We start from the raw sequence: 23,380 nt of genomic DNA, 5'->3' as shown, positions 1-23,380 counted from the left end.
GCGCCGGCCCCGCCGCCGCCGCGCCGGGGGTGGGCGGGTCCCCCTCTTTGGGGGGGGGGGGGGGGGGGGGGGGCGGGGCCCCCCCCCCCCACCCCAGCCGTGTGAAGACTTCCGCGGGGCGGCCGCCTCGTGGGAACTGACACCGGTACCTGATACGGCCGGTGCAGCAATGAAGGAGAAACACCATGCCGAAGCCCTCCAAGGGTGCCCGTCTGGGCGGCAGCGCCGCGCACGAGCGTCTGATGCTGCGCAACCTGGCCACCGCTCTCTTCGAGCACGGCCGCATCACGACGACCGAGGCCAAGGCCCGTCGTCTGCGCCCGTACGCGGAGCGTCTGGTGACCAAGGCGAAGAAGGGCGACCTTCACAACCGCCGTCAGGTCATGCAGCTGATCTCGGACAAGAGCGTCGTCCACACGCTCTTCACCGAGATCGGTCCGCGGTTCGAGAACCGCCCGGGTGGCTACACCCGTATCACCAAGATCGGTAACCGTCGTGGCGACAACGCTCCCATGGCCGTCATCGAGCTGGTGGAGGCCCTGACCGTGGCCCAGCAGGCCACCGGTGAGGCCGAGGCCGCGACGAAGCGTGCCGCCAAGGACGCCGAGGCGAAGGCCGCCGAGGCCACCGAGGCTCCGGCCGAGGAGTCGAAGGACGCCTGAGGCTCTGCCTGACTGTGAGCGGGTCCGTTCCCTTCGGGGGGCGGGCCCGCTTCGCATTCCCTGCGAGGTTGAGAGGATGGCTGGTGTGAGTGACGAGGTAGAGCCCGGTCATGTCCGGGTGCGGATGGATCTGTCGTACGACGGCGCGGAATTCTCCGGGTGGGCCAAGCAGGCCCGGGGGCAGCGGACCGTGCAGGGGGAGATCGAGGATGCGCTGCGGACCGTGACGCGATCGGGGGAGACGACGTACGAGCTCACCGTTGCGGGGCGGACGGATGCGGGGGTGCATGCGCGGGGGCAGGTGGCGCATGTGGATCTTCCGGCGGAGCTGTGGGCCGAGCACGAGGAGAAGCTGCTGCGGCGGCTGGCCGGGCGGCTGCCGAAGGATGTCCGGGTGTGGCGGCTGGGCGAGGCGCCGTACGGCTTCAATGCGCGGTTCTCGGCGATCTGGCGGCGGTACGCGTACCGGGTGACCGATCACCACGGCGGGGTGGACCCGCTGTTGCGCGGCCATGTGCTGTGGCACGACTGGGAGCTGGACGTCGCGGCGATGAACGAGGCCTCCCGGCCGCTGCTGGGTGAGCACGACTTCGCGGCGTACTGCAAGCGGCGGGAGGGCGCGACGACGATCCGCACGCTCCAGGAGCTGAGCTGGGTGCGGGACGCGGACGGGATCATCACGGCGACCGTGCGGGCGGATGCCTTCTGCCACAACATGGTGCGGTCGCTGGTGGGGGCGATGCTGTTCGTCGGGGACGGGCACCGGCCGGTGGAGTGGCCCGGGAAGGTGCTGGCGGCGGGGGTGCGGGACTCCGCGGTGCATGTGGTGCGGCCGCACGGGCTGACGCTGGAAGAGGTCGGCTACCCGGCGGACGAGCTGCTCATGGCCCGTAACAAAGAGGCGCGGAACAAGCGGTCGCTGCCCGGAGCCGGCTGCTGCTGAGCGCGCGGGGCGGTGGCGCCGCCGGGCGAGGGCGGCGCCACCCGGGCGTCAGGACTGCTGCTGGGCCTTCTCGCGGGCTTCCTTGGCCTGTTCCTCGGCCACCTTCGCGGCCTGGTCCTTGCCGCGCTGGGTGATCCGCGTGAAGGCGTACGCGGAGCCGTCCCGGCCGATCTGCTGGGCCTTGGTCTCGGAGACCTCGGTCGCCTTGCCGTTGTTGTAGCCGGCGATGGTGAAGTACGCGTAGCGGCCGGTGGCGTTGGCCGTCGTACGGCACCTGGTGGCCTGGCAGAACGTGGACGGGACGCCGCCGCCGGCGAGCGGTGCGATGTTGCTGCCGTCCTTCATCTGCCGCAGGACCTTGCCGGCCTTCGCCGGGGAGTCGAAGACCGCGATACCGACCGTGGTCGAGACGCCGCCCTTGGAATACGTGGCGCGCAGCAGCTTGGTGCAGCCGTTGTGCGACAGGAGCGAGCCGAGCGGGCCCTGGGTGGCGGCGGTGCAGTCGTTGGTGGTGGCGGTGTTCGTCCGCGGGTAGGTGTGCTCGCCGACGACCATGGCCTTGTCGGGGAAGAGCGTGGCGGGGGTGAGCGGCGCCTTGTCCTTCTTGGGGTCGGTGATGTAGTCCCGCGGGTTCGGCGGCGGCGGTACCGAGACATCGGGGAAGGACGGCTTGTCGTCCGGCTCGGTGACCTCGCCGGATGCCGTGGGCTGGGCGGTCGGCTTGTCGTCCGGTGAGCCGCCGCTGTTGACGACGGCGGCGGTGACGATGCCGGCCACCGCGAGCGCGGCGACCGCGCCGCCGCCGATCAGCATCCAGCGTTTGCGACGGGAGGCGGCCTCGCTCTCTTCGGCGAGCGCGTCCCAGTTCGGAGTACCGGATCCCCCGGGGCCGTCGAACGGCCCACCTTGCCCAAAGCTCATGCCGCGCATCCTAACGACCCGTGGGGCACGGAAAGGCGGCGCTTCGGCGGCCCTTTCATAAACCGATTGGTGGAATACGCGGCGGGCCGTGACAATCCAGCCCATGGGACATCTGGAAGCCGGGCACCTGGAGTACGACCTGCCGGACGGGAGGGCCCTGCTGGGAGATGTCTCCTTCCGCGTGGGGGAGGGAACCTCGGTCGCGCTGGTCGGGGCCAACGGCGCGGGCAAGACAACGCTGCTCCGGCTGATCGCGGGGGAGCTGCAGCCGCACGGCGGAGCGGTGACGGTCAGCGGGGGACTGGGCGTGATGCCGCAGTTCGTGGGCTCCGTACGGGACGACCGTACGGTCCGTGACCTGCTGGTTTCCGTGGCGCAGCCGCGGATCAGGGAGGCGGCCTCGGCGGTGGACGCCGCCGAGCTGGCCCTGATGACCGCCGAGGACGACGACGAAGCCGCGCAGATGGCCTACGCGCAGGCGCTCAGCGACTGGGCGGAGGCGCGCGGCTACGAGGCCGAGACCGTCTGGGACATGTGCACGACGGCGGCGCTGGGGATGCCGTACGAGAAGGCGCAGTGGCGGCAGGTGCGCACGCTGTCCGGGGGCGAGCAGAAGCGGCTGGTGCTGGAGTCGCTGCTGCGCGGCACGGACGAGGTGCTGCTGCTGGACGAGCCGGACAACTATCTGGACGTGCCGGGCAAGCGGTGGCTGGAGGAGCAGCTGCGCGAGACCCGTAAGACGGTGCTGTTCGTCTCGCACGACCGGGAGCTGCTGGCCCGCGCCGCGGAGAAGATCATCAGCGTTGAGCCGGGGCCGGCGGGCTCCGACGTCTGGGTGCACGGTGGCGGCTTCGGTACGTACCACGAGGCCCGCAAGGAGCGCTTCGCCCGCTTCGAGGAGCTGCGGCGGCGCTGGGACGAGAAGCACGCCCAGCTGAAGAAGCTGGTGGTCTCGCTGCGGCAGGCGGCGTCGGTCAGCCACGAGCTGGCCTCGCGGTACGCCGCCGCCCAGACCCGGCTGCGCAAGTTCGAGGAGGCCGGGCCGCCGCCGGAGCCGCCGCGCGAGCAGGAGATCACGATGCGGCTGCGCGGCGGGCGGACCGGCGTACGGGCGATCACCTGCCAGGGCCTGGAGCTGACCGGGCTGATGCGCCCCTTCGACCTGGAGATCTTCTACGGGGAGCGGGTGGCCGTACTGGGCTCGAACGGTTCCGGGAAGTCGCACTTCCTGCGGCTGCTGGCCGGGGACGCGGAGAATCCCGTCGCGCACACCGGGGCGTGGAAGCTGGGCGCCCGGGTCGTGCCCGGCCATTTCGCGCAGACCCATGCGCACCCCGAGCTGATGGGCCGCCCGCTGCTCGACATCCTGTGGACCGAGCACGCCAGGAACCAGGGCCAGGCGATGTCCGCGCTGCGCCGCTACGAGCTGGAGAAGCAGGCCGAGCAGCGCTTCGAGCGGCTGTCGGGCGGGCAGCAGGCGCGCTTCCAGATCCTGCTCCTGGAGCTGGCGGGGACCACGGCGCTGTTCCTGGACGAACCGACCGACAACCTGGACCTGGAGTCGGCGGAGGCGCTGCAGGAGGGGCTGGAGGCGTACGAGGGGACGGTGGTGGCGGTGACGCACGACCGGTGGTTCGCGAAGTCGTTCGACCGCTTCCTGGTGTTCGGGTCGGACGGGGTGGTGCGGGAGACCGCGGAGCCGGTGTGGGACGAGCGGAGGGTGGCCCGGGAGCGGTAGCCGGGGCCCGGGTCCGGACGCCGGTTCGGGGCCTGTTTTGACCCGTACGGGGTCGGGTCAGTATTCTGTTGGTTCGTTATGCGTATTGGCTTGCTCTATCTCACGTGAGGGGGCCCTTACGCGGTCCACCGGGCAGATGACCGGCGACGGGCGATCGGGTTGCGTCACCCGTAGTGCCGTCCTGCTGTGTGATCAGCCTTGGTGACCAGTACAGGACCCTTCCCCAAGGTCTTACGGACCAGGGGATACCCAACTTACGAAGCGAAGGCTAAGACGTGCGTACGTTCAGCCCCAAGCCCGGCGATGTCCAGCGCCAGTGGCACATCATTGACGCGCAGGACGTTGTCCTGGGCCGTCTGGCCTCTCAGGCCGCGTCCCTCCTGCGGGGCAAGCACAAGCCGGTTTATGCCCCTCACGTTGACACCGGTGACTTCGTCATCATCATCAACGCCGACAAGGTGCACCTCTCCGGCAACAAGCGGACCCAGAAGCTGGCCTACCGCCACTCCGGTTTCCCGGGCGGTCTGCGCTCGGTCCGCTACGACGAGCTGCTCGACAAGAACCCCGAGAAGGCCGTCGAGAAGGCCATCAAGGGCATGCTCCCCAAGAACACCCTGGGCCGTCAGATGCTCTCGAAGCTGAAGGTCTACGCGGGCGCCCAGCACCCGCACGCTGCGCAGCAGCCGGTCCCGTTCGAGATCACCCAGGTCGCGCAGTAAGTCCGGCCACACCCCCTAAGACGAAAAGAATCTGAGGAGCATCGTGGCCGAGACCACTCCCGAGACCCCCGTCATCGAAGACGAGACGGCCGTCGAGGAATACACCACCGAGACCGAGGTCGTGGAGTCGGAGTACACCTCCGAGTCCCTCGCCTCCCGCTTCGGCGACCCGCAGCCGGCCGCCGGCCTGGGCCGTCGCAAGAACGCCATCGCCCGCGTCCGGATCGTCCCGGGCACCGGCCAGTGGAAGATCAACGGCCGCACCCTCGAGGGCTACTTCCCCAACAAGGTGCACCAGCAGGAAGTCAACGAGCCCTTCAAGGTGCTCGAGCTCGACAACCGCTACGACGTCGTCGCCCGCATCTCCGGCGGCGGCATCTCCGGCCAGGCCGGTGCGCTGCGTCTGGGCGTCGCCCGTGCGCTGAACGAGGCGGACGTGGACAACAACCGCGCCCCGCTGAAGAAGGCCGGGTTCCTCAAGCGTGACGACCGTGCGGTCGAGCGCAAGAAGGCCGGTCTCAAGAAGGCCCGTAAGGCGCCGCAGTACAGCAAGCGCTAACCGCGCCCGCTGCACCGCGCAGCTTTCGTCGAACGCCCCGGTGGCACTCCCCGTGCAGCCGGGGCGTTCGGCTATCCGGGACCGGACGCGTACACGTGAGGCCTATCCCTGGGGCCAGGGGCGTATACCTGGACGTAAGGCCCTGGTCCAAGCTCAGATACTCGGAGGACACCAGTGGGACGACTCTTCGGCACGGACGGTGTGCGCGGCGTTGCCAATGCGGACCTGACGGCGGAGCTCGCGCTCGGTCTGTCGGTCGCTGCGGCGCATGTGCTCGCAGAGGCCGGCACCTTCGAGGGGCATCGGGCCGTCGCGGTCGTCGGACGCGATCCACGCGCGTCCGGGGAGTTCCTGGAGGCGGCGGTCGTCGCCGGACTGGCCAGCGCCGGTGTCGACGTCGTGCGGGTGGGGGTGCTGCCGACGCCGGCCGTCGCGTATCTGACCGGCTCGCTCGGCGCGGACCTCGGCGTGATGCTCTCCGCCAGCCACAACCCGATGCCCGACAACGGCATCAAATTCTTCGCCCGCGGCGGCCACAAGCTCGCCGACGAGCTGGAGGACCGGATCGAGCAGACCTACCGCGCGCACCGCACCGGCGAGCCCTGGGAGCGGCCGACCGGTGACGGCGTGGGCCGGGTCACCGTCTACGACGAGGGCTTCGACAACTACGTCGCGCATCTGGTCGGCGTGCTGCCCAACCGCCTGGACGGGCTGAAGATCGTCATCGACGGTGCGCACGGCGCGGCGGCGCGGGTCTCGCCGGAGGCGTTCGCGCGGGCCGGCGCCGAGGTCCTCACGATCGGCACCGCCCCCGACGGCCTGAACATCAACGACGGCTGCGGCTCCACCCATCTGTCGCTGCTGCGCGCGGCGGTCGTCGAGCACGGCGCCGACCTGGGTGTCGCGCACGACGGCGACGCGGACCGCTGCCTGGCCGTGGACGGCGCGGGCAACGAGATCGACGGCGACCAGATCCTGGCCGTCCTCGCGCTCGGCATGCGCGAGGCGGGCGCGCTGCGCAAGAACACCGTCGTCGCCACCGTCATGTCCAACCTGGGCTTCAAGCTCGCCATGGAGCGCGAGGGCATCGAGTTCGTCCGGACCGCGGTCGGCGACCGTTACGTCCTGGAGGAGATGAAGGCGAACGGCTTCGCGCTGGGCGGTGAGCAGTCCGGGCACGTCATCGTGCTGGACCACGCCACCACCGGCGACGGCACGCTGACCGGCCTGATGCTGGCGGCCAGGGTCGCGGCCACCGGCCGTTCGCTCGCCGATCTGGCCGGCGTCATGGAGCGCCTGCCGCAGATCCTCATCAACGTCCCCGACGTCGACAAGTCGCGGGTGGCCACCTCGCCCGAGCTGACCAACGCCGTCGCCGAGGCGGAGCGCGACCTGGGCGCCACCGGCCGGGTGCTGCTCCGTCCCTCCGGCACCGAGCCGCTGGTACGGGTCATGGTCGAGGCCGCGGACATCGAGCAGGCGCGGGCGGTCGCCCAGCGGCTCGCGGACGTGGTCAAGTCCGCGCTGGGCTAGCCGGCCGGGACATCCGCACAGCGGGCGGGCGCAGGACCACGGTCCCGCGCCCGCCCGCTGTGCGTGGTGCGGTCAGGCGCCCGCAGCGGCCGCAGGACCTCTTCCGTACGGTCCGCCGGGACGGTTCCGTCGCAGATGCAGCACGGGCGCTCGTGCCTCCGGGGCGTGCCGTCGTCAGAGCTTGCGCAGCGACAGCCGCTGCACCTTGTGGTCCGGGCCCTTGCGCAGCACCAGGTTGGCGCGGCCGCGGGTCGGCGCGACATTCTGCTGCAGATTGGGCTTGTTGATGGTGCGCCACATCATCCGGGCGTAGTCCAGCGCCTCGTCCTCGGAGACCTGGGTGTACTTGCGGAAGTACGAGAACGGGTTCTGGAAGGCCGTCTCGCGCAGCTTGCGGAAGCGGCCGAGATACCACTTCTCGATGTCCTCCGTCCGGGCGTCCACGTAGACGGAGAAGTCGAAGAAGTCGGCGAGACCGAGGCGGGTGCGGCCGTCCTTGCCGGGGAGGGCGGGCTGGAGGACGTTGAGGCCCTCGACGATGAGGATGTCCGGGCGGTGCACGGTCAGCCGTTCGCCCGGCACGATGTCGTAGATGAGATGGGAGTACACCGGGGCGGTGACCTCCTTCTTCCCCGCCTTCACATCCGCCACGAAGCGGGTCAGCGCCCGGCGGTCGTACGACTCGGGGAAACCCTTACGGGACATCAGACCGCGCCGGTGCAGCTCGGCGTTGGGGAAGAGGAACCCGTCCGTGGTCACCAGCTCGACCCGCGGATGCTCCGGCCAACGCGCCAGCAGGGCCTGCAACAGCCGCGCGGTGGTGGACTTGCCGACCGCGACGCTGCCCGCGACCCCTATGACGAAGGGGGTGCCCGGCTGGGAACCGTGGCCGTTGCCCGCATCGCCCAGGAAGGTGTTCAGGGCGCTGCGCAGATTGCTCGTCGCGCCGACATAGAGGTTGAGGAGGCGGGAGAGCGGGAGATAGACGTCGCGGACCTCGTCGAGGTCGATGACGTCCCCCAGCCCGCGCAACCGTTCGACCTCAACGGCCGTCAGGGGCAGTGGGGTCTTCTCCCGCAGGGCACTCCACTGAGCGCGTGTCAGATCGACGTACGGCGAACTGTCGGCGCGGCGTCGTTGCGGCGGATCCGTCGTGAGGGGCACGCGCCCATTGTGCGCAGCCGCGTCGGAGGGCTCCCGCCGGGGGGCCGGGTGGGGGTGTCGCGGCGGGGTTGGGGAGGGTTCGTCCCGAGGTTGCCGTGAGCGCCTGTACCCGGCGGATATTGCCCGGTACGGTCGCCGAAGAACGAGACGGGTGAGACAGGGGGTGGGCGTGCGCACGCGCCTGTTGGGACTGCTGCGACAGCGAGCCGGGGGCAAGCGCCGGACGAGCGCCGGCGATGCCATGGCACCGGATGTCGCCGCGCCGGATGTCGCCGCGTCGGATTTCGCCGCCCGGGTGCGCGCGGAACTGGCCGAGGAACTTCCCGACGAGGACCTGAGCGAGGACCTCGCCGACATCCTGGCGAACTACGAACGGGGCAGCAGGCCCGGTACGGACGAGGACGAGGACGAGGAGTTCCTGGAGACGGTGCGGGAAGCGCTGGAGAGGATAGAGCGGGGGTACTGAGCGCGCCGCGCGCGGGCCCGTCGGCGACGGATGGTGAGGCCGTACCCGAGGGGGCGCGAGAGGGGCGTGCGCGGCCGCCCCGGGACCCGGTCCCTGCCCGCGTTCCGACGGGGGCACGATGCCTCGCACGCAACGGCGCCCGTCGTAGGCTGCCCCCATGTGCGGAATCGTGGGCTATGTGGGCGGGCAGTCCGCCCTGGACGTTGTGCTGGCCGGACTGAAGCGGCTGGAGTACCGCGGCTACGACTCGGCGGGTGTCGCCGTGCTGGCCGATGGCGGGCTGGCGGCGGCCAAGAAGGCCGGGAAGCTGGCGAATCTGGAGAAGGAGCTGGCGGACCGGCCGCTGCCCACGGGGGCGACCGGGATAGGGCACACCCGGTGGGCGACACACGGCGGGCCGACGGACGAGAACGCGCATCCGCATCTGGACAATGCGGGGCGGGTTTCGGTCGTCCACAACGGGATCATCGAGAACTTCGCCGCGCTGAGGACCGAACTGGCCGACCGCGGCCATGAGTTGGCGTCCGAGACGGACACCGAGGTGGTGGCCCATCTGCTCGCCGAGGCGTATTCGTCGTGCGGCGAACTGCCGGAGGCGATGCGGCAGGTGTGCCGGCGGCTGGAGGGGGCGTTCACGCTGGTGGCCGTGCACGCGGACGCGCCGGACCTGGTCGTCGGCGCGCGCCGGAACTCGCCGCTGGTGGTGGGGATCGGGGAGGACGAGGCCTTCCTCGCCTCGGACGTCGCGGCATTCATCGCGCATACCCGGGAGGCCGTGGAACTCGGCCAGGACCAGGTCGTCGAGCTGCGCCGGGACGGGGTCACGGTGACGGACTTCGACGGGGCGCCGGCGCCGGTGCGGGCGTATCACGTCGACTGGGACGCGTCGGCGGCCGAGAAGGACGGCTACGACTACTTCATGCTGAAGGAGATCGCCGAGCAGCCGAAGGCCGTGGCCGACACCCTGCTCGGGCGGATCGACGGCTCCGGGGTGCTCTCCCTCGACGAGGTCCGCATTCCCGAGGAAGTGCTGCGCGAGGTCGACAAGGTTGTCATCGTGGCGTGCGGGACGGCGTACCACGCGGGAATGATCGCCAAATACGCCATCGAGCACTGGACGCGCATTCCCTGCGAAACGGAGCTGGCCAGCGAATTCCGGTATCGCGATCCCATTCTCGACCGGCGGACGCTGGTGATCGCCATCAGCCAGTCCGGCGAGACGATGGACACCCTGATGGCGCTGCGGCACGCCCGGGAACAGGGCGCCAAGGTGCTCGCCATCTGCAATACCAACGGGTCGACGATTCCCCGCGAATCCGATGCCGTCCTCTACACGCATGCCGGACCCGAGGTCGCGGTCGCGTCGACCAAGGCCTTTCTGACGCAGCTGGTGGCGTGCTATCTCGTCGCCCTCTACCTGGCGCAGGTGCGCGGGACCAAATGGGGCGACGAGATCCAGGACGTGGTGCGCGAGCTGGCGGCCATGGGGACCCAGGTGCAGAAGGTGCTGGGGACGATGGAGCCGGTACGGGAACTGGCGCGCGGCCTCGCCGACAAGAACACGGTGCTCTTCCTGGGGCGGCACGTCGGATATCCGGTGGCACTGGAAGGCGCGCTGAAGCTCAAGGAGCTCGCGTACATGCACGCGGAGGGATTTGCCGCGGGCGAGCTCAAGCACGGCCCGATCGCATTGATCGAGAACGATCTGCCGGTGGTCGTCGTCGTGCCGTCGCCGCGTGGACGGTCCGTACTCCACGACAAGATCGTGTCGAACATTCAGGAGATCCGGGCCCGTGGCGCGCGCACGATCGTGATTGCGGAGGAAGGCGACGAGGCGGTGGTGCCGTACGCCGATCACCTCGTACGGATTCCGCGGACGCCGGTGCTGCTCCAGCCGCTGGTCTCCGCCGTGCCGTTGCAGGTCTTTGCGTGCGAGCTGGCCACCGCGCGGGGGAACGAGGTCGATCAGCCGCGTAACCTCGCCAAGTCGGTGACGGTGGAATGAACGGGCGCATGCGTGCACAGCGGTGAGTGGGTGAGCGGGTGATTATCGGGGTCGGGATCGATGTCGCCGAGATCGATCGGTTCGGGGCGGCGCTGGAGCGTACGCCGGAACTGGCGCAGCGGCTGTTCATCGAGACGGAGTTGATGCTGCCCAGTGGGGAACGGCGGGGCATCGCCTCCCTGGCGGCACGGTTCGCGGCCAAGGAAGCAGTGGCCAAGGCGCTCGGCGCGCCGGGCGGGCTGCACTGGACGGACGCGGAGGTGTACGTCGAGGACAGCGGGCGGCCGCGACTGCGGGTGCGCGGCACGGTCGCGGCGTGTGCGGCCGAACTGGGAGTGCGCTCCTGGCATGTGTCGCTCAGTCATGATGCGGGCGTGGCGTCCGCGGTGGTGATCGCCGAGGGGTAGGCCCGCGCGGGGCCGGTACGGCGGGGGTCTCGCGTGTGGCGGGCCCCCGCTGCCGCTCCGGTGTGAGACTGGCCCCATGAGGACTGCCTACAGCGTGGAGAACGTACGGGCCGCCGAGCGGGAGTTGATGGCGCGGCTGCCCGAGGGGGCCCTGATGCAGCGGGCGGCGGCCGGACTGGCGGCGGCCTGCGGGGAGTTGCTGGGGCGGGTGTACGGCAGCCGGGTGACGCTGCTCGTCGGCAGCGGCGACAACGGCGGGGATGCGCTGTACGCCGGCGCCCGGCTGGCGCGGCGCGGGGCCGGGGTCGTCGCCGTACTGCTGTCGCCCGAACGGGCCCATCAGGGGGGCCTGGCCGCGCTGCGGGCGGCCGGCGGGCGGGTCTCGGACGATGCGCGGCGGGATGTGGCTCGGGCCGACCTGGTGGTGGACGGGATCGTCGGGATCGGGGGGAAGGGCGGGCTCCGCCACCCGGCCGCTCAACTCCTGGGCGCGGTGCGGGAATCGGCGAGGGTGGTGGCCGTCGACCTGCCCAGCGGCGTGGACGCGGACAGTGGCGAGGTGGCCGGGGACGCCGTACGCGCCGATGCGACGGTGACGTTCGGGGCATACAAGCCGGGGCTGCTGATCGATCCGGCGCGGGAGCGGGCGGGGGCGCTGCGGCTGGTGGACATCGGGCTCGCGCTGCCGGAGGACGCCCAGGTCGAGGCGTTGCAGCACGCGGACGTGGCGGAACTGCTGCCGCGTCCGGCGGCCGAGAGCGACAAGTACCGGCGAGGGGTGGTGGGCGTCGTCGCCGGGTCCGCGCGGTACCCGGGGGCGGCGGTGCTGGCGGTGGCCGGCGCCCTGCGGGGCGGTGCGGGCGCCGTGCGGTACGTCGGGCCGGCGGCGGACGCGGTGCTGGCACGGTTCCCCGAGACGCTGGTGCACGCGGGGCCGCCGGACAAGGCGGGGCGGGTGCAGTCGTGGGTGATCGGGCCGGGCATGGGTGAGGAGTCGGGGGCGCTGGAGGACGTGCTGGCGGCGGATGTGCCGGTGCTGGTGGACGCGGACGGGCTGCGGTTCCTGACCCCGGAGCGGGTCCGCCGCCGGACGGCCGGCACCCTGCTGACGCCGCACGCCGGGGAGGCCGCGGCGCTCCTGGGGCGCGGCCGCGAGGAGATCGAGCGGGCCAGGCTGCGGTCCGTACGGGAGCTGGCCGAACGGTACGGGGCAACGGTGCTGCTCAAGGGGTCGACGACCCTGGTGGCGGGTGAGACCGGGCCGGTACGCGTCAACCCCACCGGGACGAGCTGGCTCGCCACGGCGGGGAGCGGCGATGTGCTCTCCGGCCTGACGGGTTCGCTGCTGGCCACCGGGCTGCCGCCGCTCGACGCCGGCTCCGTAGGGGCGTACCTGCACGGCCTCGCGGCCCGCCGTGCGGCCGGGCCGCAGGGCGCACCGATCCTGGCCACGGACGTCGCCGAGCATCTGGGCGAGGCCTGGCGCGACGTGCTGGATTGACGTGCGGGCCGGAGGGCCGGGCCGACGCGTGGGGCCGATGCGCGGGAGGGAGGGGCTGGACCGAGGCGCGGCGTGCCATTACGCCCCGCGAGGGAACGCCACGGGCCACCAGGGCGAACCTGTCGGGCGGCGGGCGGTGCGGCCGTCCGGCCGCGGCATGGGTGAGTGTATGAATCGCACCCTCCCGGCGCTGCTGCTCGGCGCCTCGTTGTTCGCCTTCTTCGGAGCGCCCGCGGCCGCCGCCGGGCCCATCCCCGTAGTGCACCCGGCCGCAGACCCCCTGCCCGTGGCGCCTCCCAAGGCCCCGGCCGACGGCCGAGCGTCCGCCGCACGCATGGCCGCCACCGGATCGCACCCCGCACCGCAGGAGGCCGCCGCGGCCTCCGCGGCGCAGCCCCTGCCATGGCCGCCCGGCACCGGGCCCAAGCCGCGCCAGGACGGCGGCGACTCGTCCGGCCTGGTCCCCGGCATCACGCTCCCCGAGCCCTTCCGGGGGCAGCAGGAGCAGCAGCAGCTGCCCGACCAGGCGCTGCCGCCGAACATCCCGCACGGCCACGCGGCCAGGGGGCCGGAGCCGAAGCGGCCCACGGAGCCGGTCCGGCACATCGAGCTGGTGCCGCCGTCCGAGGTGCAGGGCGAGCACGCCGCGACGCCGCGGTGCAGCAAGTCCACCGGCCCCGCCCAGCGGGCGGTCGAGGAGTATCTGGAGCGGGAGGCGGACGGCCGGCAGTCGGCCGGGGACTGTGACGCGATCCGGGCGTTCCAGCGGGAGCGGCACATCGAGCCCGCCACCGGATTCGCGGGGCCGGTCACCGGGGCCGTGGTGCGGCTGCTGCAGGCTCAGAAGGACCCGAACCGCGACGGCAAGTGCCCGAACCGTAACGAGCGCGTGGTGTGCGTGGACCTGTCCCGGCAGATCGTGTGGGTCCAGCAGGACGGAGAGGTGCTCTTCCAGCCGGTGCCGATGCGTTCCGGCCGGCCGGCGATGGCGACCCGTACCGGCACGTACCAGATCTACTGGAGGAACAAGAACCACACCTCGTCGCTCTACCACACCCCGATGCCGTTCGCGCAGTTCTTCGACGGCGGTGAGGCGCTGCACGGCGTCTACGACGATGTCTACGCGGGGTCCGGCTCCCACGGCTGCATCAACCTCAGCTGGGCGGACGCGCAGAAGCTGTGGAACGTCCTGCAGAAGAACGACATCGTGCATGTCTGGGGCCGTAAGACCGGCGTGTGACGGCCGGGTGACGGTGGTTTTCCCGCCGGTGCCCCGGGGTGGCGCGGCCCCGCCTGCGACACTGAGGGGGATGAACGAGACAGCGAAGCGGGCCCGCGCCACGATCGACGTCGCCGCCGTGCGGTCGAATGTGCGCGTGCTGCGAGGCCGCGCACCCCGGGCAGAGCTGATGGCCGTGGTCAAGTCCGACGGCTATGGACACGGCGCGGTGCCCTGCGCCCGCGCCGCCCGGGAGGCCGGTGCCAGCTGGTTGGGCACGGCGCTGCCCGAGGAGGCGTTCGCGCTGCGCGCGGCCGGCGACACCGGGCGGCTGCTGTGCTGGCTGTGGACGCCGGGCGGCCCCTGGCTCAAGGCCGTCGAGCAGAACATCGACGTCTCGGTGAGCGCGCTGTGGGCGCTGCGCGAGGTGAGCGAGGCGGCGCGGGCCTGCGGCCGTCCGGCCCGGGTCCAGCTCAAGATCGACACCGGTCTCGGCCGCAGCGGCTGCCAGCCCGCCGACTGGCCGGAGCTGACCGCGGCGGCCGCCAAGGCCGAGGCCGACGGCGTCGTCAAGATCACGGGCGTGTGGTCGCACTTCGCCTGCGCCGACGAGCCCGGACACCCCTCCATCCCGCTCCAGACGGCCGTCTTCGACGAGGCGCTGGCGGTCGCCGGGGCGGCCGGGCTGCGTCCCGAGGTGCGGCATATCGCCAACACCCCGGCGCTGCTCACCCTCCCCGAGGCGCACTACGACCTGGTACGCACCGGTATCGGCATCTACGGTGTCTCGCCCAGCCCCGAGCTCGGTACGCCCCAGGACTTCGGGCTGCGGCCCGCGATGACCCTCGAGGCGTCGCTGGCGTCCGTCAAGCGGGTCCCGGGCGGCCACGGCGTCTCGTACGGGCATCACTACACGACAGCGGGTGACAGCACCCTCGCACTGGTCCCGCTCGGTTACGCCGACGGCATTCCGCGGCATGCCTCCGGCAGCGGACCGGTGCTGGTGGCGGGCAAGTGGCGGACGGTGGCCGGACGGATCGCGATGGATCAGTTCGTGGTCGATCTGGGCGGCGACCGCGCGCAGGCGGGCGATACGGCGGTGCTGTTCGGGCCGGGCGACCGCGGCGAGCCGATCGCGGAGGACTGGGCCAGGGCGGCCGGAACCATCGGGTACGAAATCGTCACCCGGATCGGGGCGAGGGTGCCGCGCGTCTATGTGGACAGCGATGCCGTGGACGCGGATGCGGTGGACGCGGATGTCGCTGATGCGGATGCTGTGGATACCGATGGTGTGGATGCGGCGGAAGTCATGGGTGCCGATGCCGTGAATGCCGGTGCCATGGATACGTATGTTGTGGATGCCGACAGCGAAGGTGATCCGACTCGTACGGGGGGTGCGGTGTGAGCGACAGCCAGGACGTGGCCGCCAAGGCGGTGGAGACGGCGGCCGACTCGGTGAACAACTGGGCGCGGGCCGGGCGGCACGCGGGGGTCGCGGGCGCGGCGATCGGCGTGATCGCGGCGGGTGCGGCGGCCGGGGTGGCGATAGAGCGGATGACGGTCGGCCGCGGGATGCGGCGCCGCGCCCGGCTGGCGCTGGACGCGGAGGGTCCGTACGGCACGCTGCGCGGTACGCCGGGCGCGGCGGTCGCCGAGGACGGCACGAAGCTGTATTACGAGGTGGACGAGCCGGGGGAGGCGCCGGGGAAGCCGGCGGCGAACGGCGGGAAGACCGCGAAGGGCGCCAAGGCCGCCGCCAAGGCCGCCAAGAACGGCACGGGCGGCCAGGGCGACGCCCGTGCCGCGCTGGACGGGCAGGGGACGCAGGGCGTCCGCAAGCGGCTGCTGGCGGCGCTGGGCCGCCGCTCCGTGGCCCCCACCGTCGTCTTCAGCCACGGCTACTGCCTCAGCCAGGACTCCTGGCACTTCCAGCGCGCCGCACTGCGCGGCATCGTGCGCACCGTCCACTGGGACCAGCGCAGCCACGGCCGCTCGGCCCGCGGCCACGGCCAGATCGACGGTACGGATCCGGTCACCATCGACCTGCTGGGCCGGGATCTGAAGGCCGTGCTGGACGCCGCGGTGCCGGAGGGGCCGATCGTGCTGGTCGGGCACTCCATGGGCGGGATGACCGTGATGGCGCTGGCCGACCAGTTCCCCGAGTACGTCGCGGAACGGGTGGTCGGGGTGGCCCTGATCGGTACCTCGGCGGGCAAGCTCGGCGAGGTCGCGTTCGGGCTGCCGTCGATGGGGGTGAAGGCGTTCCACGCCGTTGCGCCGGGGCTGCTCAAGGCGCTGGGGTCGCAGAGCGAGATCGTCGAGCGGGGGCGGCGGGCCACCGCGGATCTGTTCGCGGGGCTGATCAAGCGGTATTCGTTCGGGACGCCGGAGGACGTGGACTCGGGCATCGCGCGGTTCGCGGAGCGGCTGATCGAGGCGACCCCGATCGATGTGGTCGCCGAGTTCTATCCGGCCTTTGCGGTGCATGACAAGACCGAGGCGGTGGCGGCGTACGACGCGAAGCCGGCGCTGGTGCTCGCCGGGGAGAAGGACCTGATCACCCCCGTCGATCACAGCCGGACCATCGCCGAGCTGCTGCCGCACGCCGATCTGCTGTGCGTCCCGGGCGCCGGGCATCTGGTGATGCTGGAGCGGCCCGAGCTGGTCAATGACCAGCTGGTCTCGCTGGTGGAGCGGGCCAGTGCGGCGGCTCGCAGCATGCGCTCGGCCCGGGCCTGAGGGGCGCCGGGGTGCTGGTGTTCGGTACTCCGCCCACTGCAACCGTCAACGGCTCCTGCCCCGGGCCACCTCGACGCGGGGTGCCGTCCGGGCTCGTACCCTTTGCGGCGTGAGCACCACCGCGACGACTGGTCTCGCTGGTGGAGCGGGCCAGTGCGGCGGCCTGCAGCATGCGCTCGGCCCGGGCCTGAGGGGCGCCGGGGTGCTGGTGTTCGGTACTCCGCCCACCGCAACCGTCAACGGCTCCTGCCCCGGGCCACCTCGACGCGGGGTGCCGTCCGGGCCCGTACCATTTGCGGCATGAGCGCCACCGCGACGACTGCCCATGTGACCGTCAAATCCCCCGATCAGATGCAGGAGTTGGGTCGCAGACTGGCCTCCCTGCTGCGCCCCGGCGACCTGGTCCTGCTCACCGGTGAGCTGGGTGCCGGCAAGACCACGCTGACCCGGGGCCTGGGCGAGGGGCTGGGCGTACGCGGCGCCGTGACCTCGCCCACCTTCGTCATCGCCCGGGTGCACCCGTCCCTGACCGGCGGTCCCGCGCTGGTGCATGTCGACGCCTACCGCTTGGGCGGCGGCCTCGACGAGATGGAGGACCTGGACCTCGATGTCTCGCTGCCGGAGTCGGTGGTGGTCGTGGAGTGGGGCGACGGCAAGGTCGAGGACCTGTCCGAGGACCGGCTGCATGTCGTCATCGGCCGGGCCGTGGGCGCCGATGCGCCGGGCGGCGCGGACGCCGTTCTGGAGGGTGCGCTGCACGGTGAGACGGACGACGTCCGCGAGGTGACGGTCACCGGGCTCGGGTCGCGCTGGGCGGACGCGGGACTCGACCGGCTGGAGGGCCGCTGAGGGGCCGCGGCGCCTCCGCTCGTACGGACTTCCACCGGAGCGGCGCGCTGCGACCTGCACAGACCGGCGCAGACCGGCACGGAGCGGTGCTCCGGTCCCGGCCTGCCGCTGCCGTACGGGACTCCTGCTCGCGCGCGAGAGCGCTGCTCTCGTATGCGACTGACGCACTCGCTCAAGACCTCCGCTCTCCCTGAAGGTCGCTGCTCTCTGCCGACGGCCGCTCTCCCGTGGCCGCCGCCACGCCGTAGTTTCCGACAAGCCGTCGGCAAGATGTTGCGTCCGCGGTACCGCGCGTGGTCACATGGGTGAGGAGAGTCCGGGTTAGGTCAGCCTAAGTAGGCGGCCTGGCCTTCGCCGCTTGCCCAGGAGCCCGGGAGGCGTCCATGTCGGCCCACCAGCCTTCCCCTACGCCTGAAGAGCGCGGGGGCGCCCCCCTCGCGGCGGCCCGGCGCGCCGCACACGATGCGCCCGAGCAGCCGCCGACGATGCGCGAACTGCTGGCGGCGTGCGCCGCGGCCAGCGCCGTCTCCACGCCACCGGACGCCGTCAGGGAAGCGCGGGCGGACCGGCCCGCCGAGGAAGAGGTGCCCGCGTCCACCGAGGGGCGCGACGCGGCGTAGCCCATAGGGGCGAAGCGGCAACGAGCGGAGAAGCGGCAGAGAGCGGGCGAAGCCCGGCCCTGACGTCAGGACACCACGACGATCTTGGTGCCGATCAGTGCGAAGTCCCACATCGCCTTGCCGTCGTCCCGCGACTCACGGATACCGCCGGTCTTCTTCGTCGCGCCCGGGTTCGGCTTCGGCGTGGCACCGTCGACCGCCGCGCTGAATCCGACCACCACGCCGTTGACGCTGCCGAACAGCACGACGTGCTCGATCGCGCGGCCATCGGAGCCCATCAGGCTCACCGAACGCCGGGTGACCTGGTACGACCCGGCCACCGGGCTGACCGCGCTCGGCGCCACCTTGTACGTGCGCAGCGCCTTGCCCTGCGCGTCGACCAGCCAGACCCGCTCGGTACCGAGGGAGTAGACGACCCGCTTGCCGGTGCCGGACGCCGCCGGGACGGCGGCGGGCCGCGGTGTCCGGTCCTTCGCCGGGGGCCGGCCGTGGTGCTCCCGGCTCTTGCCGGGGTGGCTCTCGCCGCGGGCCGTGAGGTGGTCCGGGGCGGACGCCGAGGCCTGGTAGCCGAGCACGCCGACCGCCACCAGGGCGGCCGCGGTCAGAGCGGTGACGATCGTGCTGCTCTTAGCGGGCACCGCTGTGCCACCTTTCCGCCTCGTGCCGGGCTCCGTACAGAATTCTCGGCCAGCTACCCATGTACGGGCCGACGGTAGCACCGCAACGGGCACCATCCGCCGAGCCGTAGTCTTGGGGGCGTGCTGCTGCTAGCTCTTGACACCGCCACCCCCGCCGTCACCGTCGCCCTGCACGACGGCTCCCGCGTCCTCGCCGAGTCCCGCCAGGTGGACGCCCGGCGGCACGGTGAGCTGCTGCTGCCCGCCGTCGACCGGGTGCTGGCCGAGGCCGGCCGCAAGCTCGACGCGGTCACCGACATCGTGGTCGGCGTCGGCCCCGGCCCGTACACCGGACTGCGCGTCGGGCTGGTCACGGCGGCGACCTTCGGGTCCGTCCTGGGTGTCCCGGTGCACGGCCTGTGCTCGCTGGACGGGATCGCGTACGCCAGCGGCCTGGACGAGCCCTTCGTCGTGGCGACGGACGCCCGCCGCAAGGAGGTCTACTGGGCGCGGTACGACAACGCCCGGACCCGGGTGACCGAGCCCGCCGTCGACCGCCCCGCGGACCTCGCCGACGAGGTGGCCGGTGTCCCTGCCGTGGGCGCGGGCGCGCTGCTGTACGACGAGGTGTTCACCGGCGTGCGGCGCGAGGGCCCCGAGCACCAGTCCGCGGCCGCGCTCGCCTCGCTGGCCGCCGAGAAGCTCGCGGCCGGTGAGGAGTTCCTGCCCGACCGGCCGCTGTATCTGCGCCGCCCCGACGCACAGGTCCCGGCCAACTACAAGGTGGTCACCCCCAAGTGACCGCGGCGGCCGTCCTGCGCGAGATGCGCTGGTGGGACATAGAGCCGGTGCTGGCGCTGGAGCGCGAGCTGTTCCCCGAGGACGCCTGGTCGGCGGGGATGTTCTGGTCGGAGCTGGCCCATGCGCGCGGCGCGGGCGCCACCCGCCGCTATCTCGTCGCCGAACTGGACGGCCGCCTCGTCGGTTACGGCGGCCTGTGCGCCATCGACGCCACCGGCGACATCCAGACCATCGCCACCGCCCGCGACCAGTGGGGCACGGGCCTGGGCGCCCGCCTGCTGACCGAGCTGCTCTCGGCCGCCACCGCCTTCGAGTGCCGCGAGGTGCTGCTGGAGGTGCGGGTCGACAACCTCCGCGCGCAGCGCCTGTACGAGCGCTTCGGCTTCGAGCCGATCGGCTTCCGGCGCGGCTACTACCAGCCGGGCAATGTCGATGCCCTGGTCATGCGCCTGACCACCGAGTCCTCTTCACCCGCATCCCCCGTCCAAGGAACACAAGGAAACCCGACCCATGGCTGACGAACCGCTCGTCCTCGGTATCGAGACCTCCTGCGACGAGACCGGAGTGGGCATCGTCCGCGGCCACACGCTGCTGGCCGACGCGGTCGCCTCCAGCGTCGACGAACACGCCCGCTTCGGCGGTGTCGTCCCCGAGGTCGCCTCGCGGGCGCACCTGGAGGCGATGGTCCCCACGATCCAGCGCGCCCTGAAGGACGCCGGGGTCGCGGCGAGCGATCTCGACGGCATCGCGGTCACCGCCGGGCCCGGCCTCGCGGGCGCGCTGCTGGTGGGTGTCTCGGCCGCCAAGGCGTACGCCTACGCCCTCGGCAAGCCGCTCTACGGCGTCAACCACCTGGCCTCGCACATCTGCGTCGACCAGCTGGAACACGGCCCGCTGCCGGAGCCGACCATGGCGCTGCTGGTCTCCGGCGGCCACTCGTCCCTCCTTCTCGCGCCCGACATCACCTCGGACGTCCGCCCCCTGGGCTCGACCATCGACGACGCGGCGGGCGAGGCGTTCGACAAGATCGCGCGGGTGCTGCAGCTCGGCTTCCCGGGCGGCCCGGTCATCGACCGCTACGCGCGCGAGGGCAACCCGGACGCGATCCGCTTCCCGCGCGGGCTGACCGGCCCCCGCGACCCGGTCTACGACTTCTCCTTCTCGGGGCTGAAGACGGCGGTTGCGCGCTGGATCGAGGCCAAGCGGGCGGCCGGCGAGGACGTCCCGGTGGCGGATGTCTCGGCGTCCTTCCAGGAGGCCGTGGTGGATGTGCTGACCCGTAAGGCCGTGCGGGCCTGCAAGGACAACGGCGTCGACCACCTGATGATCGGCGGCGGCGTCGCGGCCAACTCCCGGCTGCGGGCGCTGGCCCAACAGCGCTGCGAGAAGGCGGGGATCACGCTGCGGGTGCCGCGGCCCAAGCTGTGCACCGACAACGGCGCGATGGTGGCGGCGCTGGGCGCGGAGATGGTGGCCCGTAACCGGCCGGCGTCGAGCTGGGGCCTGTCGGCGGACTCGTCCCTTCCGGTCACGGAGACGCATGTGCCGGACCCGGATCATGCCCATGGGCACGGCCACACCCACGATCACGTTCACGAGCTGAGCAAGAACAACCTCTACTCCTGAGCTCGGTCTTCGAGCGGGAAGGCCGTCTCCAGAGCGGGGTAGGGGGCCGGGAGCGGCAGGGTGCGCCCGAGCCCTGCCCCGACCCCGGTTTCCTTCGTCGCCGACGTGGGGCTACGCCCGCACCGGGCTCCCCAGCAGCATGCTCGGCTTTCCCGCCACCCGCGTGAGGATGATCGTGCAGGAGTTCGCCCCTTCGAGCTTGAGCTTCTTGCGCAGCTCCTCCGGGGACACCGCTGATCCCCGCTTCTTGATCTCCGCGATGCCGACCCTGCGCTCGCGCAGCAGCGCCCGGAGCTTCTTGACGTTGAAGGGGAGGACGTCGGTGATCTCGTAGGCGTTGGCGTACGGGGTCCTGGTCAGCTCGTCCCCGGTGATGTACGCGATCGTCGGGTCGATCAGCCGCCCGCCGACCTGCTCCGCGACCTCGGCCACCAGGTGCGCCCGGATGGCGGCGCCGTCCGGCTCGTAGAGCCAGCGGCCGACCGGGCCCGGCTCGGGGTCGGGCAGGCCGGCGCCGAGGAGGGTGGCGCCGCCGGGGAGGAGGGTCGCGCGGCGGCCGCCGGGGACCGCGTCGCGGCCGAACCACACCACGGCCTCTTTCACGTCGCCCCCGTCGGAGATCCACTCCGTCTCGGCGTCCTCGGGCAGCGCCTCGTGCGGGACGCCTGGCGCGATCTTGAGCGCCGCACAGGGTGCCGTACGGGCCGCCTCGACCGCCCAGGACAGGGGCGGCGAGTACGCCTCGGGGTCGAAGATCCGGCCGCCGCGCGCCTTCGTCCGCCGCGCCGGGTCGACGAACACCGCGTCGAACCCGGCCGTGTCCACCTCCGTCACATCCGCGCAGCGCACCTCGATCAGCTCGGCCAGCCCCAGCGCCTCGGCGTTCGCGCGCGCGGCGGCGCAGGCCAGCGGGTCGCGGTCGACGGCGAGGACGGAGATCCCGGCGCGGGCCAGGGCGAGGGCGTCGCCGCCGATGCCGCAGCAGAGGTCGGCCAGCGTGCGGATGCCCTGCGCGGCGAGCCGGGCGGCGCGATGGGTGGCGACGGTGGCGCGGGTGGACTGCTCGACGCCGTTGGGGGTGAAGTACATCCGCTGGGCGTCCGCCCCGAACTTCGCCGCCGCGCGCTGGCGCAGACGGGCCTGCCCGAGGGCGGCGGACACCAGCGGCGCGGGGTGGCTGCGGCGCAGCCGGGTCGCGGCGGCCAGGTCGTCGGCCGGATCGTGGTCCCGCAGTGCGGCCAGCAGCTCCTGTCCCTCGGGGGCGAGCAGCGCGGAGAAGGTGTCGAGGTCGGTCACCTGCCCCATTGTGGGCCAGTCGGCTGACCGCTTCGGCGTGGTGGGTTGTGTCGCCGTGGCGAGGGGGTGGGGCGCTGCCAAAATCCGAGTTATGCAGATTGTCAGACTTTTCCGTTCCGTTCGGGTGCGGGACGAGGGCGCGGGTGCGGTCGCGGGGGCCGCCAGGGCTCGGGGCCTGGCGGCCCTCTCCGTACTCGGACTGCTGGCCGCGGGCTGCGGCGTGGTGCGCGGCGAGGACCTGCTCGACAACGAGCCGGGGGCCGGGCCGACCGTCGTCGCCCCGGACGCCGGCGCGCTGCTGTCCCAGGCCCGGATGCTGGAGCGGGCGCAGGCGCGCCAGGCGGCGGCGGCCAGGCGGTACGGGCTGGCCGGCGCGCCGCTCAGCCCGCCGCGGCCGCCGGCCTTCAAGCCGTTCCTGACGACCGAGCCGCGGCTCTCCCGGGGCGGCGGCGTGGGCCTGCCCGCCGTGATCGCCCGGGTGCCGACCCGCGCCCGGGTCGTGTTCCTGACGGTCGACGAGGCCGATGCGAAGGACCCGGACTTCGTCCGGATGATGCGCGAACTCGACGTCCCCTACAGCGCGTTCCCCACGGAGCAGGCTCGCCCGCTGCCCGCGCTTCCCGTGGCGGCGCAGCGTACGGCGATCTGCGGGCAGCCGGACCTCCGGCGGCGCGAGGGCGGACAGCGGCCGGGGCTCTTCCGGCCGCCGTTCGGCGCGTACACGCTGGACACGCTGCGGATGGCGGCCGCCTGCGGCGTGCGCGCCGTGCCGCTCTGGAACGAGGAGGTCTTCCCGGGCCGGATCGCCTACCGCGAGCGGGGCCGCCGGCTGCACCCCGGCGATATCGTCCTGGCCCGCTCCGACCTCCGCCGGGACCGGCACGGGGCGCTGCCGGAGGCGGCGCGCGAGCTGCTGCGGACCGCCCGCGAACAGGGCTTTGCCGTCGGGCAGCTGGAGGACTACGTGTGAGCGGGCCGGTCGGGGGACGGCGCTC

The 23,380-nt window shown here is 72.4% G+C and carries 23 protein-coding genes; 19 read left to right on the top strand and 4 right to left on the bottom strand.

The window, feature by feature from the left end; genetic code table 11:
• The first annotated feature begins 185 nt into the window (after window positions 1–185).
• On the top strand, window positions 186–662 hold the full coding sequence (gene rplQ, locus ACIGWZ_RS21530; RefSeq protein ID WP_400066949.1) for a 50S ribosomal protein L17: 477 nt from the start codon (window positions 186–188) through the stop codon (window positions 660–662).
• 85 nt (window positions 663–747) lie between these two features.
• On the top strand, window positions 748–1,605 hold the full coding sequence (gene truA, locus ACIGWZ_RS21525; protein ID WP_400066947.1) for a tRNA pseudouridine(38-40) synthase TruA: 858 nt from the start codon (window positions 748–750) through the stop codon (window positions 1,603–1,605).
• Window positions 1,606–1,653: 48 nt separating this feature from the next.
• Here the strand turns inward: truA and ACIGWZ_RS21520 are convergent, their stop codons facing one another.
• Window positions 1,654–2,526, bottom strand: a complete 873-nt coding sequence (locus ACIGWZ_RS21520) for a hypothetical protein (protein WP_400066945.1) — start codon at window positions 2,524–2,526, stop codon at window positions 1,654–1,656.
• A gap of 103 nt (window positions 2,527–2,629) precedes the next feature.
• Between ACIGWZ_RS21520 and ACIGWZ_RS21515 the strand changes: the two genes are divergently transcribed.
• From ACIGWZ_RS21515 to glmM, 4 genes are all read left to right on the top strand, one after another.
• Window positions 2,630–4,264, top strand: coding sequence for an ATP-binding cassette domain-containing protein (locus ACIGWZ_RS21515; protein ID WP_400066943.1), 1,635 nt, complete (start codon window positions 2,630–2,632; stop codon window positions 4,262–4,264).
• Window positions 4,265–4,539: 275 nt separating this feature from the next.
• Complete coding sequence (rplM, locus tag ACIGWZ_RS21510; RefSeq protein ID WP_400066941.1) at window positions 4,540–4,983, top strand: 50S ribosomal protein L13; 444 nt, start codon at window positions 4,540–4,542, stop codon at window positions 4,981–4,983.
• 43 nt (window positions 4,984–5,026) lie between these two features.
• Window positions 5,027–5,542, top strand: a complete 516-nt coding sequence (rpsI, locus tag ACIGWZ_RS21505) for a 30S ribosomal protein S9 (RefSeq protein ID WP_400066939.1) — start codon at window positions 5,027–5,029, stop codon at window positions 5,540–5,542.
• A 174-nt stretch (window positions 5,543–5,716) separates the two neighbouring features.
• On the top strand, window positions 5,717–7,075 hold the full coding sequence (gene glmM / locus ACIGWZ_RS21500; protein ID WP_400066937.1) for a phosphoglucosamine mutase: 1,359 nt from the start codon (window positions 5,717–5,719) through the stop codon (window positions 7,073–7,075).
• A 174-nt stretch (window positions 7,076–7,249) separates the two neighbouring features.
• Here glmM and coaA read toward each other — a convergent pair whose 3' ends face one another.
• A complete protein-coding gene (gene coaA, locus ACIGWZ_RS21495) occupies window positions 7,250–8,239 on the bottom strand; it encodes a type I pantothenate kinase (RefSeq protein WP_400066935.1) in 990 nt (329 codons plus the stop codon).
• A gap of 169 nt (window positions 8,240–8,408) precedes the next feature.
• Between coaA and ACIGWZ_RS21490 the strand changes: the two genes are divergently transcribed.
• The 9 genes from ACIGWZ_RS21490 (at window position 8,409) to ACIGWZ_RS21450 (ending at window position 18,045) form a co-directional block, all read left to right on the top strand.
• Complete coding sequence (locus tag ACIGWZ_RS21490; RefSeq protein ID WP_400066933.1) at window positions 8,409–8,705, top strand: hypothetical protein; 297 nt, start codon at window positions 8,409–8,411, stop codon at window positions 8,703–8,705.
• A 157-nt stretch (window positions 8,706–8,862) separates the two neighbouring features.
• A complete protein-coding gene (glmS, locus tag ACIGWZ_RS21485) occupies window positions 8,863–10,710 on the top strand; it encodes a glutamine--fructose-6-phosphate transaminase (isomerizing) (protein WP_400066931.1) in 1,848 nt (615 codons plus the stop codon).
• Between the two features lie 38 nt (window positions 10,711–10,748).
• Window positions 10,749–11,117, top strand: a complete 369-nt coding sequence (locus tag ACIGWZ_RS21480) for a holo-ACP synthase (RefSeq protein WP_400066929.1) — start codon at window positions 10,749–10,751, stop codon at window positions 11,115–11,117.
• Between the two features lie 76 nt (window positions 11,118–11,193).
• On the top strand, window positions 11,194–12,618 hold the full coding sequence (locus ACIGWZ_RS21475) for an NAD(P)H-hydrate dehydratase (protein ID WP_400066927.1): 1,425 nt from the start codon (window positions 11,194–11,196) through the stop codon (window positions 12,616–12,618).
• A 169-nt stretch (window positions 12,619–12,787) separates the two neighbouring features.
• Window positions 12,788–13,858 carry a L,D-transpeptidase family protein gene (locus ACIGWZ_RS21470; protein ID WP_400066925.1) on the top strand — a complete coding sequence of 357 codons (1,071 nt, stop codon included), beginning with the start codon at window positions 12,788–12,790 and terminating at the stop codon, window positions 13,856–13,858.
• 70 nt (window positions 13,859–13,928) lie between these two features.
• Complete coding sequence (gene alr, locus ACIGWZ_RS21465; RefSeq protein WP_400066923.1) at window positions 13,929–15,242, top strand: alanine racemase; 1,314 nt, start codon at window positions 13,929–13,931, stop codon at window positions 15,240–15,242.
• Entirely contained in the window at window positions 15,239–16,576 is a 1,338-nt protein-coding gene (locus ACIGWZ_RS21460) for an alpha/beta fold hydrolase (RefSeq protein ID WP_400066921.1), read from the top strand. Before alr ends, ACIGWZ_RS21460 begins: the two co-directional genes overlap by 4 nt.
• A gap of 300 nt (window positions 16,577–16,876) precedes the next feature.
• Window positions 16,877–17,425 carry a tRNA (adenosine(37)-N6)-threonylcarbamoyltransferase complex ATPase subunit type 1 TsaE gene (tsaE, locus tag ACIGWZ_RS21455; protein WP_400066919.1) on the top strand — a complete coding sequence of 183 codons (549 nt, stop codon included), beginning with the start codon at window positions 16,877–16,879 and terminating at the stop codon, window positions 17,423–17,425.
• Between the two features lie 383 nt (window positions 17,426–17,808).
• Complete coding sequence (locus ACIGWZ_RS21450) at window positions 17,809–18,045, top strand: hypothetical protein (RefSeq protein ID WP_400066917.1); 237 nt, start codon at window positions 17,809–17,811, stop codon at window positions 18,043–18,045.
• Window positions 18,046–18,110: 65 nt separating this feature from the next.
• On the opposite strand, the gene ACIGWZ_RS21445 is transcribed toward ACIGWZ_RS21450, so the two are convergent.
• Window positions 18,111–18,683 carry a L,D-transpeptidase gene (locus ACIGWZ_RS21445; RefSeq protein WP_400066915.1) on the bottom strand — a complete coding sequence of 191 codons (573 nt, stop codon included), beginning with the start codon at window positions 18,681–18,683 and terminating at the stop codon, window positions 18,111–18,113.
• Between the two features lie 120 nt (window positions 18,684–18,803).
• Between ACIGWZ_RS21445 and tsaB the strand changes: the two genes are divergently transcribed.
• Genes tsaB through tsaD form a run of 3 tightly spaced genes read left to right on the top strand, consistent with a single transcriptional unit; the run spans window position 18,804 to window position 21,089 of the window.
• Window positions 18,804–19,463, top strand: coding sequence for a tRNA (adenosine(37)-N6)-threonylcarbamoyltransferase complex dimerization subunit type 1 TsaB (tsaB, locus tag ACIGWZ_RS21440; RefSeq protein ID WP_400066913.1), 660 nt, complete (start codon window positions 18,804–18,806; stop codon window positions 19,461–19,463).
• Between the two features lie 23 nt (window positions 19,464–19,486).
• Window positions 19,487–19,981: a ribosomal protein S18-alanine N-acetyltransferase gene (rimI, locus tag ACIGWZ_RS21435; RefSeq protein ID WP_400067270.1), complete on the top strand. Its 495-nt coding sequence runs from the start codon at window positions 19,487–19,489 to the stop codon at window positions 19,979–19,981.
• Complete coding sequence (gene tsaD / locus ACIGWZ_RS21430) at window positions 19,974–21,089, top strand: tRNA (adenosine(37)-N6)-threonylcarbamoyltransferase complex transferase subunit TsaD (protein ID WP_400066911.1); 1,116 nt, start codon at window positions 19,974–19,976, stop codon at window positions 21,087–21,089. The genes rimI and tsaD overlap by 8 nt, the downstream gene beginning before the upstream one ends.
• Before the next feature lie 111 nt (window positions 21,090–21,200).
• Here the strand turns inward: tsaD and ACIGWZ_RS21425 are convergent, their stop codons facing one another.
• Window positions 21,201–22,394, bottom strand: coding sequence for a methyltransferase domain-containing protein (locus ACIGWZ_RS21425; protein ID WP_400066909.1), 1,194 nt, complete (start codon window positions 22,392–22,394; stop codon window positions 21,201–21,203).
• Between the two features lie 82 nt (window positions 22,395–22,476).
• Between ACIGWZ_RS21425 and ACIGWZ_RS21420 the strand changes: the two genes are divergently transcribed.
• A complete protein-coding gene (locus ACIGWZ_RS21420; protein WP_400066907.1) occupies window positions 22,477–23,355 on the top strand; it encodes a polysaccharide deacetylase family protein in 879 nt (292 codons plus the stop codon).
• Window positions 23,356–23,380 lie beyond the last annotated feature (25 nt).

Source organism: Streptomyces sp. NPDC053427 (assembly GCF_044544985.1).
Taxonomy (GTDB): Bacteria; Actinomycetota; Actinomycetes; order Streptomycetales; family Streptomycetaceae; genus Streptomyces.
The sequence above is the reverse complement of the archived record's forward strand: the minus strand, read 5'-3'. Positions and strand labels throughout refer to the sequence as shown.

Excerpts from the sequence above, each read along its gene's own strand:
- glmS (WP_400066931.1), top strand. The coding sequence starts at position 8,863 with ATGTGCGGAATCGTGGGCTATGTGGGCGGGCAGTCCGCCCTGGACGTT.
- ACIGWZ_RS21420 (WP_400066907.1), top strand. The coding sequence starts at position 22,477 with ATGCAGATTGTCAGACTTTTCCGTTCCGTTCGGGTGCGGGACGAGGGC.
- ACIGWZ_RS21450 (WP_400066917.1), top strand. The coding sequence starts at position 17,809 with ATGTCGGCCCACCAGCCTTCCCCTACGCCTGAAGAGCGCGGGGGCGCC.
- ACIGWZ_RS21425 (WP_400066909.1), bottom strand. The coding sequence starts at position 22,394 with ATGGGGCAGGTGACCGACCTCGACACCTTCTCCGCGCTGCTCGCCCCC.
- alr (WP_400066923.1), top strand. The coding sequence starts at position 13,929 with ATGAACGAGACAGCGAAGCGGGCCCGCGCCACGATCGACGTCGCCGCC.
- ACIGWZ_RS21520 (WP_400066945.1), bottom strand. The coding sequence starts at position 2,526 with ATGAGCTTTGGGCAAGGTGGGCCGTTCGACGGCCCCGGGGGATCCGGT.
- rplQ (WP_400066949.1), top strand. The coding sequence starts at position 186 with ATGCCGAAGCCCTCCAAGGGTGCCCGTCTGGGCGGCAGCGCCGCGCAC.
- rimI (WP_400067270.1), top strand. The coding sequence starts at position 19,487 with ATGCGCTGGTGGGACATAGAGCCGGTGCTGGCGCTGGAGCGCGAGCTG.
- tsaD (WP_400066911.1), top strand. The coding sequence starts at position 19,974 with ATGGCTGACGAACCGCTCGTCCTCGGTATCGAGACCTCCTGCGACGAG.
- ACIGWZ_RS21515 (WP_400066943.1), top strand. The coding sequence starts at position 2,630 with ATGGGACATCTGGAAGCCGGGCACCTGGAGTACGACCTGCCGGACGGG.
- ACIGWZ_RS21470 (WP_400066925.1), top strand. The coding sequence starts at position 12,788 with ATGAATCGCACCCTCCCGGCGCTGCTGCTCGGCGCCTCGTTGTTCGCC.
- ACIGWZ_RS21475 (WP_400066927.1), top strand. The coding sequence starts at position 11,194 with ATGAGGACTGCCTACAGCGTGGAGAACGTACGGGCCGCCGAGCGGGAG.
- tsaE (WP_400066919.1), top strand. The coding sequence starts at position 16,877 with ATGAGCGCCACCGCGACGACTGCCCATGTGACCGTCAAATCCCCCGAT.